At 68.1% G+C, this 13,691-nt stretch carries 13 protein-coding genes and 2 pseudogenes; 5 read left to right on the forward strand and 10 right to left on the reverse strand.

Annotated features, from left to right (window positions below):
• Positions 1-184 precede the first annotated feature (184 nt).
• Positions 185-793, forward strand: a complete 609-nt coding sequence (locus ACFYOY_RS46830; RefSeq protein WP_388594107.1) for a GNAT family N-acetyltransferase — start codon at positions 185-187, stop codon at positions 791-793.
• Here the strand turns inward: ACFYOY_RS46830 and ACFYOY_RS46835 are convergent.
• From ACFYOY_RS46835 to ACFYOY_RS46845, 3 genes and pseudogenes are all read right to left on the reverse strand, one after another.
• Positions 776-859, reverse strand: a pseudogene (locus ACFYOY_RS46835) (IS5/IS1182 family transposase); the annotation flags it as partial. The gene ACFYOY_RS46830 and the pseudogene ACFYOY_RS46835 overlap by 18 nt on opposite strands.
• Before the next feature lie 210 nt (positions 860-1,069).
• Positions 1,070-2,365, reverse strand: a complete 1,296-nt coding sequence (locus tag ACFYOY_RS46840; RefSeq protein ID WP_351902070.1) for a GAF domain-containing SpoIIE family protein phosphatase — start codon at positions 2,363-2,365, stop codon at positions 1,070-1,072.
• Positions 2,366-3,303: 938 nt separating this feature from the next.
• Entirely contained in the window at positions 3,304-3,762 is a 459-nt protein-coding gene (locus ACFYOY_RS46845; RefSeq protein WP_388594109.1) for a DUF3592 domain-containing protein, read from the reverse strand.
• 93 nt (positions 3,763-3,855) lie between these two features.
• Here ACFYOY_RS46845 and ACFYOY_RS46850 point away from each other — a divergent pair.
• Together ACFYOY_RS46850 and ACFYOY_RS46855 are read left to right on the forward strand one after the other, a co-directional pair.
• A pseudogene (locus ACFYOY_RS46850) lies at positions 3,856-3,989 on the forward strand (IS5/IS1182 family transposase); the annotation flags it as partial.
• 128 nt (positions 3,990-4,117) lie between these two features.
• Positions 4,118-4,483, forward strand: a complete 366-nt coding sequence (locus ACFYOY_RS46855) for a hypothetical protein (RefSeq protein WP_388594111.1) — start codon at positions 4,118-4,120, stop codon at positions 4,481-4,483.
• Positions 4,484-4,526: 43 nt separating this feature from the next.
• Here the strand turns inward: ACFYOY_RS46855 and ACFYOY_RS46860 are convergent, their stop codons facing one another.
• Both ACFYOY_RS46860 and ACFYOY_RS46865 read right to left on the reverse strand, forming a co-directional pair.
• Complete coding sequence (locus tag ACFYOY_RS46860) at positions 4,527-5,516, reverse strand: aldo/keto reductase (protein WP_388594113.1); 990 nt, start codon at positions 5,514-5,516, stop codon at positions 4,527-4,529.
• 51 nt (positions 5,517-5,567) lie between these two features.
• Positions 5,568-6,155, reverse strand: a complete 588-nt coding sequence (locus ACFYOY_RS46865; RefSeq protein WP_351902065.1) for a flavodoxin family protein — start codon at positions 6,153-6,155, stop codon at positions 5,568-5,570.
• A 241-nt stretch (positions 6,156-6,396) separates the two neighbouring features.
• On the opposite strand from ACFYOY_RS46865, the gene ACFYOY_RS46870 reads away from it, so the two are divergent.
• Positions 6,397-7,125, forward strand: a complete 729-nt coding sequence (locus ACFYOY_RS46870) for a TetR/AcrR family transcriptional regulator (RefSeq protein ID WP_351902063.1) — start codon at positions 6,397-6,399, stop codon at positions 7,123-7,125.
• A gap of 66 nt (positions 7,126-7,191) precedes the next feature.
• Here ACFYOY_RS46870 and ACFYOY_RS46875 read toward each other — a convergent pair whose 3' ends face one another.
• The 4 genes from ACFYOY_RS46875 to ACFYOY_RS46890 form a co-directional block, all read right to left on the reverse strand.
• Positions 7,192-7,518, reverse strand: coding sequence for a hypothetical protein (locus tag ACFYOY_RS46875; RefSeq protein ID WP_388594115.1), 327 nt, complete (start codon positions 7,516-7,518; stop codon positions 7,192-7,194).
• Between the two features lie 335 nt (positions 7,519-7,853).
• On the reverse strand, positions 7,854-10,289 hold the full coding sequence (locus ACFYOY_RS46880) for an Orn/Lys/Arg decarboxylase N-terminal domain-containing protein (protein ID WP_351902059.1): 2,436 nt from the start codon (positions 10,287-10,289) through the stop codon (positions 7,854-7,856).
• Positions 10,290-10,984: 695 nt separating this feature from the next.
• Positions 10,985-11,853 (reverse strand): IS5 family transposase gene (locus ACFYOY_RS46885; RefSeq protein ID WP_388594119.1). Its coding sequence is split into 2 segments (ribosomal slippage): positions 10,985-11,508 and positions 11,508-11,853, totalling 870 coding nucleotides; the frame shifts between segments, so codons are not numbered across the junction.
• Positions 11,854-11,883: 30 nt separating this feature from the next.
• A complete protein-coding gene (locus ACFYOY_RS46890) occupies positions 11,884-12,675 on the reverse strand; it encodes an aminoglycoside adenylyltransferase domain-containing protein (protein WP_351902057.1) in 792 nt (263 codons plus the stop codon).
• 219 nt (positions 12,676-12,894) lie between these two features.
• On the opposite strand from ACFYOY_RS46890, the gene ACFYOY_RS46895 reads away from it, so the two are divergent.
• Complete coding sequence (locus tag ACFYOY_RS46895; RefSeq protein ID WP_351902055.1) at positions 12,895-13,254, forward strand: hypothetical protein; 360 nt, start codon at positions 12,895-12,897, stop codon at positions 13,252-13,254.
• Between the two features lie 106 nt (positions 13,255-13,360).
• Here ACFYOY_RS46895 and ACFYOY_RS46900 read toward each other — a convergent pair whose 3' ends face one another.
• A complete protein-coding gene (locus ACFYOY_RS46900; protein WP_351902053.1) occupies positions 13,361-13,672 on the reverse strand; it encodes an SCO5918 family protein in 312 nt (103 codons plus the stop codon).
• Positions 13,673-13,691 lie beyond the last annotated feature (19 nt).

A 13,691-nucleotide genomic window follows, 5' to 3' on the forward strand; every position in this document is an offset into this window, starting at 1 on the left:
GGAGCCGGCAACCGAAGGGGAAGGTTGATATGTCACCCCGACAGCCTCCCACCCACACGGCCACCACACCCACCGAACTTACGAAAAGATCAGTAAGTGATCTTCGATGATTGGTCACTGGCTACGGGCCTGGCAGGAAGAGGGGGTTTGGCACCCCGTTCCCGGCAAGGTGATGATGTTGGCCATGAGTCTGTTGATTGCGCCAGTCGTCCCGGCGGGGAGTCTGTCCAGTTCCGTCCAGCCCTCGCTCTTGTCGTCCGATGAAGGGCTGCTCTTGCGCCCTTGGGCGGTAGAGGACGCCGTGGTCTTGCAGGGCGCCTTCCAGGACGCGACGATCCGGCGCTGGTCTATGCGTCGCATGACCTCGCGGGCGGAAGCTGAGGAGTGGATTGCGGCTGCCGGCCGACAGTGGCAGGAGGAGCGCGGGGCCCAGTGGGTGGTCACCCATGCAGTCGGCGGTGAGCTCCTGGGCCGGGTGGCCTTGCGCTGGATGGATCTCTTTCAGGGGCTTGCTGAATGCGCGTACTGGGTTCTGCCCCACGCCCGCGGCCATGGCGTCGCACCGCGCTCTCTCACCACGCTGTCCGACTGGGCACTGAAGGAGGTGGACTTCCACCGTCTGGAACTTGCGCACTCTGACCGCAACGAGGCGTCTTGCAGGGTCGCAGACAAGGCCGGTTTTACATTTGAGGGCGTTCGACGCAGTGCACTTCGGCATGCGGATGGGTGGCATGACATGCATCTGCATGCCCGGATTCAAGGGGATGCTGAGCCACTATCCGGTAAGGGCTAGGTTGTGCAGGCGTGCGATGCCGCGCGCGGCGTGGTGGACGCCGTCGCCCTTGAGCCGGCAGCCGCGAGGTGCATCGGACAGCTCGCCGGGGTCAACGAACCGGGTGCGGGTGGGGTGCGGGGGCTGAGCCACGTGGCGGAGATGGTGGAGGTGGTGAGGGCCGAGAGCCGTCCCGTACGCTCGCCGGGCGTCGGCCTCCGCGGCCGCCGTACGGCGCAGTAGGGCAAGGGCGGATCGCCGGTCCTCGGCTACTGCAGCCTCGAGCCCGCGTGGCCTTCACGCAGTATGGGTCGGTGGGGCTGGACGGACGGCGAGCAGGGCGGCGTCGTCATTGGTGTCGGCGGCCAGCCCATTGAGCAGTTCGTCGCAGAAGGTCTCCAGTGGCTCGCGGCAGAGTGGGGCGGCGTGCTGGCGTAGCCGGGTGAGCCCGTGGTCGAGTGATTCGCTGCGGCGTTCGATCAGTCCGTCGGTGTACAGCAGGACGGTGGAGTGGGTGGGCAGGACATCGAAGGCGGTCGGGCGCTGGTGCGCGGGGTCGACGCCGATCATCAGTCCCGCGCCTGTTTCGAGGTAGCGGGTGTCGCCGTCGGCGGTGATCAGCAGGGGAGGCAGGTGTCCGGCGGAGGCGTGGTGCAGCCCCCAGAGGCCGCCCTGCTGAGGGCCTTTGACCAGGGCGTAGATGCATGTCGCGGTCGCCTCCTGGTACAGGGTGTGGATGGTGAGGTCCAAGCGGCGCAGGACCTCACCGGGGGGCTCTTGGCGGTCCACGGCGATTCCGCGCAGCATGTTGCGCAGGGCGCTCATGGCAATCGCCGCTTGCAGGTCGTGGCCGGTGACGTCACCGATGACCAGGACGGTATCGCCCTGTGGCAGGACGAAGGCGTCGTACCAGTCGCCGCCCACCTGCGCGACGGCCTGCGCGGGGGTATAGCGGGCGGCGATCTGGAGATGGTCGATATGCGGCAGCTCGGGCAGCAGGTCGCGTTGGAAGCGCTCCGCGATGCGCTGGGTCTGCTGGTGCAGCCGCGCGTTGTCCACCTGCAGCGCCAGACTGCGGACCAAGGCCTCGATGAACGGGAGATCGTTCTTGGTGAAGGGGTGGTCGGCATCGGTGCGGGCCACGGTCAAGGCGCCGAGGACCTCGCGCCGGGCCCGCAGCGGGGTGATGATGGCGCTACGGGCGGCCAGTTGTTCGAATAGCTCCAGCTGCCGGGCGTGCAGCGGGTTCGCTGCCCGGTTCGGCGAGGGGATGTCGGTGAGCAGCAGCGGGCCTGCCCCGCGCAGCACCCGCGGCAGCGGCCCGGCGGCATCCTGCGGCACCGGCGGAAGCAGTCCTTCGTATCCACCGGAAGCCACCACCTCGGGGGTGCGGTGGGAAACGACAGCCCGCTCCAGCCGGCCACGTTCGTCCAGCAGGTCGACCACGCACCAGTCACCCAGCCGCCCGGTCAGCACCCGGCACGCTCGTCGCAGTCCCTCCAGCAGGTCCAGCGTGCTCGCCAGCGCCGTTCCGGCATCCGCCAGCAGAGAAAGCCGACCCAGCAGAGCCTTCTTGTCCTCCTCATCGCCCATGCCCTACCGTTCCCCGGGCCACGGCCCCCTCGACGGCAGTCAGCCTGTTGTCCACCCTGTCGGGCGAGCAACTGGCTGCGCAGGTGAGAACGGGTACCGGTTGTCAAGGAGTCCGGCGACCTTGGCCGCCAGCGCGTGATTCACCCGGTCCGGCTCCGCGGGTGTGCGGCAGCTGTGCGTCTCACTCGAGGACCTCTTCCCATCGGCCAGCCGACGGCCGCACGGTTCGCCAGGGGGAGGCCACGGTGCGGTGGGAGGCGGTCAGGCCGGGCGGGCCTACGACCTCAGCAGCCCCGGCGCGCCGGACACGGGGTGCCCGCGCAGCGTCTGGTCCACCAAGCCGATGAACCGCTCGTGGGTGGAGACATGGACCTACCCGGTGCGCCGCCCGCCGCCGCCCCGGCCGGCCGGGTACCCGTGCAGCTGGCCCACAGCGATGTCGCGCTCCCGCTTGCTTGTGGCCGCCTCAGCGATCCAGTAGCGTCGGCCGCTGGACCGCCGCAGGATCCGCACCTACCGGGGCGGCCCGTCAACCGGAGCACAGGCCCGGTAGATCTGGCCCCTCTCAAGATGGCGATCCACAGCGCCTCTCCGCTGACGTAGGCAACGACGCCGACCCTATCGAGAAGCACCCGCCGCGCACGGGCGCCCAGGACGAGACCAGCAGGCCCACCAGGAGGGTGCCCGCCCAACATCCGAGATGCGACAGGTTCTGATCAGACCTGGTCGGCATTGAGGAGCACTCCTGTATCGGGCGTGGTCGGTATGGGAGGTACTGCTCAGAAGTACGGGGGCACTTGTGAGAAGTAGTCGGCGAGGCCGGTACCCCTTGACCACGGGCCCTGACCTGCAGTGTCGTCATCTTCTCGTACTCGGAGCCCGAGGCAACCTGAAGGGCGACTCGAGGAGCAACCCGAGAGGCAACTTGAGGGGCAACCTCACTTCTCACACCACCGGCGCTTCACAGCACGTACAACACACCACCAGCTGCCTACCGGCCGCCGGAGCAACCAGATCGGGACGGCCGTCCACACGATGCCGATCGCGAAAGCAAGCACGATGCCCCCGATCCGTTTCGAGGAGACGTCGAGTCGTGCGCTCTTCGGGGCCCCGGGGAGGTAGAGCACCGGGGCCCGACCGCTCACGGGCAGACCCTCGACTCCGGAAAGGTTGGACTCGAACTCGTGCTGATTGCCCTGTGCATCACCGAAGCTGACCACCGCGAAGTAGATGGGCTTCTTTCCTACGGTGTGCTTGATGCGGTGGCGGACCACCAGGCCATCGGTGTGGATCCCTTCACGCAGGAGACGGCGTTGGAGCGCGGCCTCGCGGATACCGATCCCGATGATGACGGGACCTGCCAGTAGAAACAGCCACAGCAACCACATGGTCACCATCCCTCCGCATTGCACGGCTCTTCATGCATCTCCTGTTGCAGGATTGGACGATGCGCCGCGTTGATACGGTTCCTGGCAGGAGCGCTGGGGCATCGAGCACACTCGTGGCCGGCCGGCTACCACCGACTCATCGCCCGCTACGAACACGATCCCCGCAACTACCTGGCGTTCCTCGGCCTCGCCACCCCCTGCGCTGCTACAAACGCTACCGCCGCCCCACCACATAGGACACACTGCAAGCCGCCTCCAAGTCCACCGCCACGAAGCCACGCGCCGATGCTCGCGACCGCGCCGGCGCGGCATGCCTGTCCGTACCGGCCCGAGTTCCGGAGTAAGCGTTCCGGTCGACTTCGGCATGCCCTGGCGCACTGTGGAAACCCGCGGGTTCGACGGCGGAAAACTGATCAACGGGCGCAAGCGCCACCCGATCGTGGACTTCGCCGTCCTGGCGAAGCGGTGGCGGGTCGAGCGGGCGATCTCGTGGGTCATGAGAGCGCGCAGAAACGTCCGCGACTACGAAAGGCTCATCTCCCACAGCGAGGCCCACCTCACCTGGACCTCCGTAACCCTCATGGTCCGCCGCCTCACCCGGCCTCCCCGGCCGCCCCGAGCCGCGCCACACGCCGTCGAGCCGGTCAAAACGGCCTACACGCCCATGCCCATACGCATCCGGATGCAGCCGCGCAACACCATCCGTCTCGCTCCCGCCGACCTGCGCTGATCTCACCGGAGCTGACCTGAGTGCATCTGTCCCGGGGTGGATCTCAGATCCAGGTGGGCACGTGCCCCTCGGTGTAGCGTGCGCCGAAGCCGCCCTGAGGCAGGATCACGTCGATGGCCTTGAGGTCGGTGGCGGTGAGGGTGAGGTCGGCGGCGCCGGCATTTTCCTCGATGCGCTTCGGGCTGCGGGTGCCGGGGATCGGCACGATGTGCTCGCCCCGGGCCAGGAGCCGGGCCAGGGCGAGCTGGGAGACGGTGGCACCCTTGGTCGCCGCGAGCTCGGCGAGCCGGTCGACGGCTTCGACGTTCTTCTCGAAGTTGCCCGGCTGCCAGCGCGGGTCGACGTTGCGCATGTCGGCGGCTTCGTACTGGCCGGCGGGCTTGGCGGTGCCGGTGATGAACCCGCGGCCGAGGGGGGAGTAGGCGACGAAGCCGATGCCGAGTTCGTCCAGGACGGGGAAGATTTGCTCGACGTCCCGTTCGAACAGGGAGTACTCGGTCTGCAGGACGGAGACCGGCTGCACGGCGTGCGCCTTGCGGATCGTCTCGGGTCCGGCCTCGCTGAGGCCGAAGTACTTCACCTTGCCCGCGTCGATCAGCTGCTTGACGGTGCCCGCGACCTCCTCGATGGGCACTTCGGGGTCGACGCGGTGCTGGTAGAAGACATCGATATGATCCACGCCGAGGTAGTGCAGGCTGTTGTCGGCGACCTTTCGGATGTTGTCGGGCCGACTGTTGAGAGCGCCGCCGATCTGCTCGGGAGGCACGGACATGTCGACACCGAACTTGGTGGCCAGGACCACGTCGTCGCGGAAGTCCCTGACCGCCTTGCCGACCAGGATCTCGTTGGATCCGGTGCCCCAGCCGTACATCTCGGCGGTGTCGAAGAAGGTGACGCCCAGGTCGTGCGCGCGGCGGAGGGCGGCTACGCCGGCCTCCTCGTCGGTGGGTCCGTAGGCCATCGTCAGGCCCATCGCGCCGTAGCCGATCGCCGAGACCTCAAGACCCTGCTTTCCGAGTGTCCGGTGCTGCATGGCTCACTCCTCTGAAAGAAACTAGAAGGTAATTTTTGGCGGACCGTTGTGTCAGTGCGCTGCGGCGGTCAGTCCGGCGCGGTGGATGCGGGTGTGCTCGGCGACGCGTCGGCCGAGGTGGCGGGCGGTGTTCAGGTCTGAGTCGTGGACGGCGGGGGTGTCGTTGAAGCTTTGTGCACCGGCGCCGAGGTAGAAGCCGAGACGGTTGTCGTCCTGGGGACTGGATGTGGTGGTGTTCCAGCCCGGCAGGAGGTTCAGGCTCACCCAGAGCATTCCGTGCTGGGCCGCCAGGAGCGCCAGGTACTGCAGGGTGTGCAGCTTGTCGCCGCTCATGGAGCCGGAGTTGGTGAATCCCGCCGCGAGCTTGTCGCTCCAGGCGCGGGTCATCCACCGCTTGCTGGTGGCCTCGGCGAAGGCGTGGAACGCCCCCGACGCGGTGCCCATGTAGGTGGGGGTGCCGAAGATGATGGCGTCCGCGGCGTCCATCAGTTCCCAGTCGGCGTCGCTGAGGGAGGCGACGTCCACGCGGTGGACGTGCGTCCCGGCGATGGAGCGCGCGCCATCGGCCACGGCTGTGGCGATCTGCGCGGTGTGGCCGTAGCCGGAGTGCGAGGCGATGACGATCGAGATATCGGACATGGGTGTTCCTCTCCTGCCGCGATGGCGGCGTGTTCGGTGGTGGTGCCGACGGACGATGGGCTGCCCGCTGCGGCGGTCGGCCGCACTGCTCCACGGGTAGGGGGCCGGCGGCCCAGGCCAGGGCGTGGCGCACGCCCGGGTGTCCCGGGCAGCGTCGGTCACCATCAGCATGGATCGACGTTCCGCTTTTGAGCGTATCACCGATAGAGCGGCGCTACGCCAAATGGGATATCGTTGTTCCATGAGCGAGGGACGACGCGCCGCGCGGCGCCAGGTGCTGCAGGTGGCCGCCAAGCTTTTGGAGGAGGGCGGCAGCGAGGCGGTCTCCACGCGCGCTGTCGCCGCAGCCGCGGGCATCACGGCTCCCGCGCTGTACCGGATGTTCGACGACAAGGACGGGCTCCTGGCCGAGCTGGCCGCCTACGGATTCGAGATGTACCTGGCCGAGAAACGCGAGGCACTGGCGCTGACCCCCGACGACCCGGTGGCAGACCTCTACCGCGGCTGGGACCTGCACGTCGACTTCGGAGTGCAGCATCCCGCGTTCTACATGCTCATGTACGGCACTGTGCAGCCCGGGCGGCGGCCCCCGGCCGCGGACGAGGCGCACTCCCTGCTGGTGAGACTGCTGGGCCGGGCGGCCGACGCCGGGCGCCTTCGGGTTCCGGTGGAGCAGGCGACCCGCGTCATCCACGCGGCGACAACGGGTGCCACGCTGGCGCTGATCGGCGAAGCGTCCTCGCAGCGGGACCTGACCACTTCGGCACGGCTGCGGGACACCGTCATCGCCTCGATCACCACGGACTCGCCCGCCTCATCCGGGTCGGATCTGGCCTCGCGCGCGCTCGCCCTCGATGCCGCACTTCACACCGCGCTCACCACCGGGCCCCCGGCTGCGGGCACCGGGGTACCTCTGCGAGACACGGAGACGGCACTGCTGCGCGAATGGCTGCAGCGGCTGGCAGGCTGAACCCACCGCCTGCTCCGCAGGCGGTGGGCGCAGTCGGTTACGCCCGCCGCGCGGCGCCCCCGGGGCCTACGTGGGCGTACGTGGGCGTACGTGGGCGTACGTGGGCGTACGTGGGCGTACGTGGGCGTACGTGGGCGTACGTGGGCGTACGTGGGCGTACGAGCGGCCGTAACCCTCGCAGGACGTGCAGTGGCAGCCGGTGCAGCACCGCCGCCAGGGCAGCTGATCGCTCGGCGTGAACCGGACCTTGTCCTTGCCGAGCTGGCGCTCCAGTACGGTGATCTGGCGGCACAGGCCGGGGATCTCCGCGTCCTTGTCCCGGTCGGTCATCGGCAGCAGGCGAAGCATCGCGAACGCGTTTGACACACCCAGGTAGGCCAGTCGCAGCAGCACGATCGATCATCATGACGCGCTGACAGCAGCTGCGCGAGAGCGCCGGCTCGAGCGACCGCGGACAGGTTTCGGGAGACCCGATGCACCAGCCCCACCAGGACGGATGAGATTTCCGGCAAGGGCAGCTCTCCACGCCTACGAACGCGCTGCATGACCAGCTCCGGATGTCGTACTCGACGCCCGCAGCCCTCGTCCCAGAGGATCGCGTAGGTCAAGAAGCACGCCCCAGCCCGAGCTGGCCACGGACCTGCTCGCGCGGCACGCCCGTCGCCTGCGGCGGTGGACGCGGGCTGGCATCCGCAGTTGAAGGGGCCGACGTCGCGGAGGAGGCGCTCTCAGGACAGGGCTTCCGCTTCTGCGGGCACGGCGTCATCGGCGAGGGCCGTGGCCGGGTCCGCCGTGGCTGGGGCCGGAACGACAATCTCGCGCGGCTCGCCCAGGGCACCGTGGTGGGCTTCCTCCCCCCGAGACAGACACTCGATCAGATAGTCGCCGGTTTCGGAGTCGATGGTCACCCCGTGGGTCTCGCTGCGGAACCCAGGAAAGGAGCGGTCGAACGATTCAAGGGCGGTCAAATAGCGCAGCAGCGGACCGTTCACGGTGCCGATGCCCTCGCCGGGCATCAGCACCGGGATACCGGGCGGCGTGACGGTGACCATGGCCGCGGCCACCCGGCCCGCCGCGTCGGCCAGCCGCACCCGCTCCGTGCCGCCGCGGATCAGCCGCTGATAGCAGAACTGCGGGGGGACGACCGGCTCCGGCAGCTCCTGGAAGGCAGTGTCCAGCAGCTGGACCAGGCTCACCGCACGCAGATAGTCGTGCATCTCCTGGCAGAGCCCGCGCAGCGTCCCGCCGGTGTAGCGGTTCGGATACGCGGTGACCAGTCCGGGCAGGACACGGTCGAGCGGTGCGTCCTCGTCATAGAGGGACTTGAAGTCCATCAGGGCGTCCAGGAGCGTGCCCCACTTGCCCTTGGTGATACCCATGGAGAACAGGACCAGGGCGGTGTAACTGTCCGTTTTCTCCACCACCACGTTCCGGGCGGCCAGATAGGACGTGAGGACCCGGGCGGGAATGCCCCAATCGGCCATTCGGCCCGTTGCGTTGATCCCTGGGCAGGTCACGGTCACCTTGAGGGGATCGAGCATGCAGTATCCCTGGCCGAGCCCGGGGAATCCGTGCCAATCCGCCCCGGGCTCCAGCTCCCAGCACGACGGTTCCGTACGCAGCAGCTCGGCCGGGGCCTCGTCGAAAGGCAGCCGCTCACCGCTGGACGGATCGGTCACCGTCTCCGGCTGCCAGACCCCGAAGAACCAGGCGGGACGATCACCGGCGGCCTTGATGCGACGGCCGATCCGCACCATCGCCTGGCGGAAGCGGACCGCCTCGGTCACCGCCTCGTCGATCAGCCAGCGGCCTTGTGGCCCGTCCATCATCGCGGTGGCGACGTCCAAGGAGGCGATCATCGGATACAGCGGAGAGGTGGTGCCGTGCATCATCAGCGCCTCATTGAACCGGTCGTGCTCCACGGGGGCTCGGGGCGCGGGCTTGATGTGCACCATGGCGCTCTGCGACAGCGCGGCCAGCAGCTTGTGGGTGGACTGGGTGGCGAAGACGGTGGGCCGATGCGGGCCCGGGAAGGTGTCGGGCCCTACCGACATCCCGTAGCGCCCGGCGTAGAGGGGGTGGAAGCGGGCATAAGCGAACCACGCCTCGTCGAAGTGAACCCGGGGCGTGCTGGCCGCGAATCCTCGGGCGGCCTGAACCGCGTCATAACACAGGCCGTCGTAAGTGGAGTTGGTGAAGACCGCGTACTGGGCCCGGGGGGAGAGCGCGTCGCGCGCCAGCGGGTTTCCCCCGATGCGGGCGGTCACGGTATCCGCCTGGATCTCGCCCGGGGGCAGCGGCCCGGAGAGACCGTAGCCATTGCGCGTAGGGATCAGATACACCGGCCGCGAGCCGGAGATGACCAGGCCGTGCAGCACCGACTTGTGACAATTCCGGTCCACGAGGGCGATCTCGTCACGGGTCACGCTGAAGTGGCCAACCAGGCGATCGCAGGTCGAATCGCCGTGGAGGACGAAGTACGTGAGGTCGGCGCCGAAGACCCGGGCGGCGTTCCGCTCCGCCTCGCCGATGGGCCCCGTGTGCTCGAAAAGGGAACCGAGCGCCTCGACCGAGATGGACAGATCGCTGCGGAACAGCCGCTCCCCGAAGTAGTCGTGGAAGACCCGGCCCACCGGTGACTTCAGAAAGGCGACGCCGCCGGCATGGGCCGGAGTGTGCCAGGAGTACTCGTGCGTATCGTCGAAGTGGCGCAGCGCCTTGAAGAACGGCGGCAGAACGGCCTCGCGGTAGGCGCGGGCAGCGCTGCAAATCCGTCCGGCGATGAAAGCGGCGGTGTCCTCCTCCGGCCAGACGTACCCGACCACGGTCTCCGACACCCACAGCGGCAGGTCCTCGAAGCCCTCGTCGGCCGCGATGAGGAAAGCCGGCAGACCCTGGAACCGCCGTCCGACGTCGCACAGCACCGCGGCACCGCCCGGTTCGCCGTCCGGCCCGCCCTCCGGATCAAGCTCCCAGTCCACCAACGCCGCTGCCAGACCGGCCTCGGTGCGCAGCACCGTCCGGGCCTCGGGGCCGGTACCGGCCCACCGCACCGCGAACCCGGCGGCCTCGACCGCCGCACGGATCCTGCGCAGCTGCTCAGCCCCGGCCGTGTCACCCCCGGGGTGCTCCCGGACCGCGAACAGAACCGTGTTGCCCGTCATTTCCCCTCCTCAGCCTGCCACCCCTGTCCGTCAGAGTTTCCGCGGCCAGACGCACGCACGGCGGCACAGCCCGGGAAAGACCACCCGGAAGAAGGAAAATCACCCCGCACCGCCTGGACGGATTCAGGCAGCGTCGGCGACCGAGAGCCGGTGAGTGGCGAAGGCGGTGACGGCGAGCAGGAGCAGTGGCGCGAAGCCGGTTCCGGACCTGGGACAGGTCCGTGAGGTCGTTGGGTTGGACGACCTTTCGCTGGACGATGGAGAAGAAGATCTCTATCTGGTTCGTCCAGGAGGCGTGGACAGGGGTGTGGACCATGACCGCGTTCGGAAAGGCCGTGGTGAGACGCTCGATGGCATTCTTCCCTCGACGGGAGGAACCGTTGTCGACGATCCGGAAGACACGTCTAGCGCCGGCATGAGGCTCCTGGGCCATGAGCTGGGTGACCAGGGCCATGAAGGGCACGACTCCGGTCTTCGGCTCGCAGCGGCCGAAGACCTTCGCGCGGTGGACGTCGTAGGCGCTCGAGTATCGCCGCACCACGGGCAAGCAGTGGTTCCTCACCCGGCTCAAGCTGGCCCGAGGGCGCGGTAACGACCACGAGGTCGCCGGAACACGTAGCGCGCGGCGCCGAAGGGGCGCAGGCATGGGGACTAAGGCTGCGTGTGTGTACGGTGGCGAGGGACTGTCCTGTGAATCAGCGTGGCCAGAGCGCGATCGCGGCGATGACGGCCAACGACCGGAAGTAGGCGGCCCTCTTGGCATACCGGGTCGCCAGCCCCCGGAACTGCTTGAGCTTGTTGAAACACCGCTCTACCACGTTCCTGCCCGTGTAGACGGCTTGGTCGAAGGCGGGCGGGCGCCCGCCCTTCGGTCCCCGGCGCAGCCGGTGGGATGCATGGTCCTTCTTCTCCGGGGAGACGAACCGGATCCCGGGCTTTTTGAGTGCCCGTCGTGTGGCGGGCGAGGAGTAGGCGCGGTCGGCCAGTACGCAGTCCGGGCGTTTGCGGGGTCGGCCTGGCCCGGTGGTGTTCACACGGACTTGGTCGAGCAGAGCCAGCAACTGCGGGTTGTCCCCGGCCTGACCAGGCGTGCAGATCACGACCACCGGCAGCCCCCGTGCATCGGTGGCCAGGTGGATTTTGGTGCTCAGGCCGCCCCGCGAACGGCCGCGCCCCTCAGCATCCTGCGCGAGCTCTTCAACCCAGGCTGCGGCGCATCCCCTTTTTTACGCGCACCAGCGGCGTGCTGATGGGCCCGCACCACCGAGCAGTCGATAGAGAAGACCCACTCGATCTTGCCTGCGTCAGCCTGTCCGGTCTGGACGTGAGACAGGATGCGGTCCCAGGTGCCATCAGCGGTCCATCTGCGAAGGCGCTCGTGCAGAGTCTTCCATGGCCCGTGGCGTTCGGGCGCATCCCTCCAGGGCGCGCCGGTGCGCAGTTGCCAGAGGATGCCGTTGACCACCTGCCGGTGGTCCCGCCACTGTCCACCCCGTCCGGAGGAGGGCAGGAATGGTTCGATCAACGCCCACTGCTCGTCGATGAGGTCGTTGCGCCAGGCCATGATCAGGCACGTTACTGCCCGGCCAAGGGCTCACAGGTCACATCTCGGCGAGCTGTGCTGCTGTGCTCGGTCTGCGAGGGTGTGGGCGAGTTCGGTCACCCGCGAGGTGAGACCGGTCCAGTTGTCGGTGATCGTGCCGAGGTAGCCGGCTCGGGCTCGCTCCAACAGATCACGATCGGTTGTCGTGAGCGTCTGCGCGACGGCCTCAGCGGCGGCGTCCTTGGAGACGATCTGGCCGGTGTCGAGCGTGACGAGGATGCGCGCCAGGGTGAGGAGCACATTGCGCTCATCGCCGCCGATCTCTTCCAAGATGTCCGGGATAACGGCAAGGATCGCTTTCCTGAGCAGCTCGGACGGGACAGAGGTGACAACGTCACCGAACGCGGGGCCACGCAGCACTCGGCACGCCGAGTGAGTAGTGGCCAGAAGGACGACGGCGTCGGGATCGTTCGTGGGCTGAGGAAGGTGGCCGTCGGTGAGGTCCGCGCGAAGCCACTCGCCGTACTGGAAGTCGCAGCGAGGCGTGTCTGTCAATGGGTGGACGTCGGCGATGACGATGCTGGTCAGCTCGATGGGCCGCCGATGCGCCGCGTCGGGGAAGCGTTCGGCGTGGCCGTGCCATCCGGAGATGCTCAACAGCAGCGAGACTAGCGCCGCACGCTCAGGTGCCGTCAGTGAGCGGTGGGTGACCATGAGCAGGTCGATGTCGCTGCCCGCACGCAGCCCAGAGGTACTGGCGGAGCCGTACAGGTAGACACCGACGAGGCCCCCTGGATTCTCTCGGTCCAGATGCTTCAAGAGCGGGGCGATAAGTTCGTCCATCGCCTCTCAGCCTAATGACCTCGGGAAGCGGGGCCCCTGTGTCTCGCGATTGCACCTCTGTCGTCGACCGATCAGCGACATTCACAGGACACGGCCTAGCTGGGCGAAGAAGGAACGCAATGGTCCGCGTCGTCCCCGTCTGCGCAGTTCGATCTTGCATTTTTCATGTAGCACCACTGCTTAAGCTGACCGGACGGTCGGCAATTATAATCGCCTCTCATGTCGAAGCCTGACGAACTGCTCGTTGATGTCGCCGCCCTGGTGGAGTCCGGGCACAGCAATCAGATGTCTCTGACCGTGGTCGCCGGTGGTGCTGTCATCACGGGCCGGCTGGCTCCCGAAGCCCTCTGGAGGCAGCGGGTGTCGGAGGTCCTGGCGGACTCGGCCCGCCTGAGCGGTTTCTCCGCCGTCTTCACCGCTACGACGCGCAAGGAGGGGCCGCCCACGCATCTGCACTTCCATGTGGCGCGGATTCTGCAGGGCGCGGTGGGGATCCCGGAGACGGGCGGGATGTACCGCGTAGCGATCGAGGACGTCAGCGCCTGGACCATGGGCGACTTCAGCTACTCCGACCACTGACCCACCGTCCCGCCGAGAAACCCTCGGTACGCGATGAGGGTCCGACCGGCGCATCCCGGTCGGACCCTCACTGCTGTTTTGGTGGCGGCTCGCGCCTGCCCGTCGGTCAGACGGCCGCAGGGGCGCCGAGCATCGCGGAAGCCTGTTGCAACGGGTCGGGGACGCGCGCGGGCGCGGCGGCCTGGGGAAGGCCGCGGCAGGTGAAGCCGAGCTGGGTCATGGCCCGGAGGACTTCGCCGGCGCTGAAATCACGGCGGTCCTGGCGTGTGATGACCTGGCCGACCTGCTTGACGGGGTATGCGCGGCGGCCGATGATCACGGACTCGCCGGTGACCTGTTCGGGCTTGACGCCCTTCATGGATTCCAGGACGCCGCTTTTGGTGAGGTCGAACGGGAAGCGGGCGATGACACAGCGCATGATGCCTCATAAGGAGAAG

Origin of the sequence: Streptomyces sp. NPDC007875, from assembly GCF_042868035.1 — a bacterium.
In the GTDB taxonomy this organism is placed as follows: domain Bacteria; phylum Actinomycetota; class Actinomycetes; order Streptomycetales; family Streptomycetaceae; genus Streptomyces; species Streptomyces antimycoticus.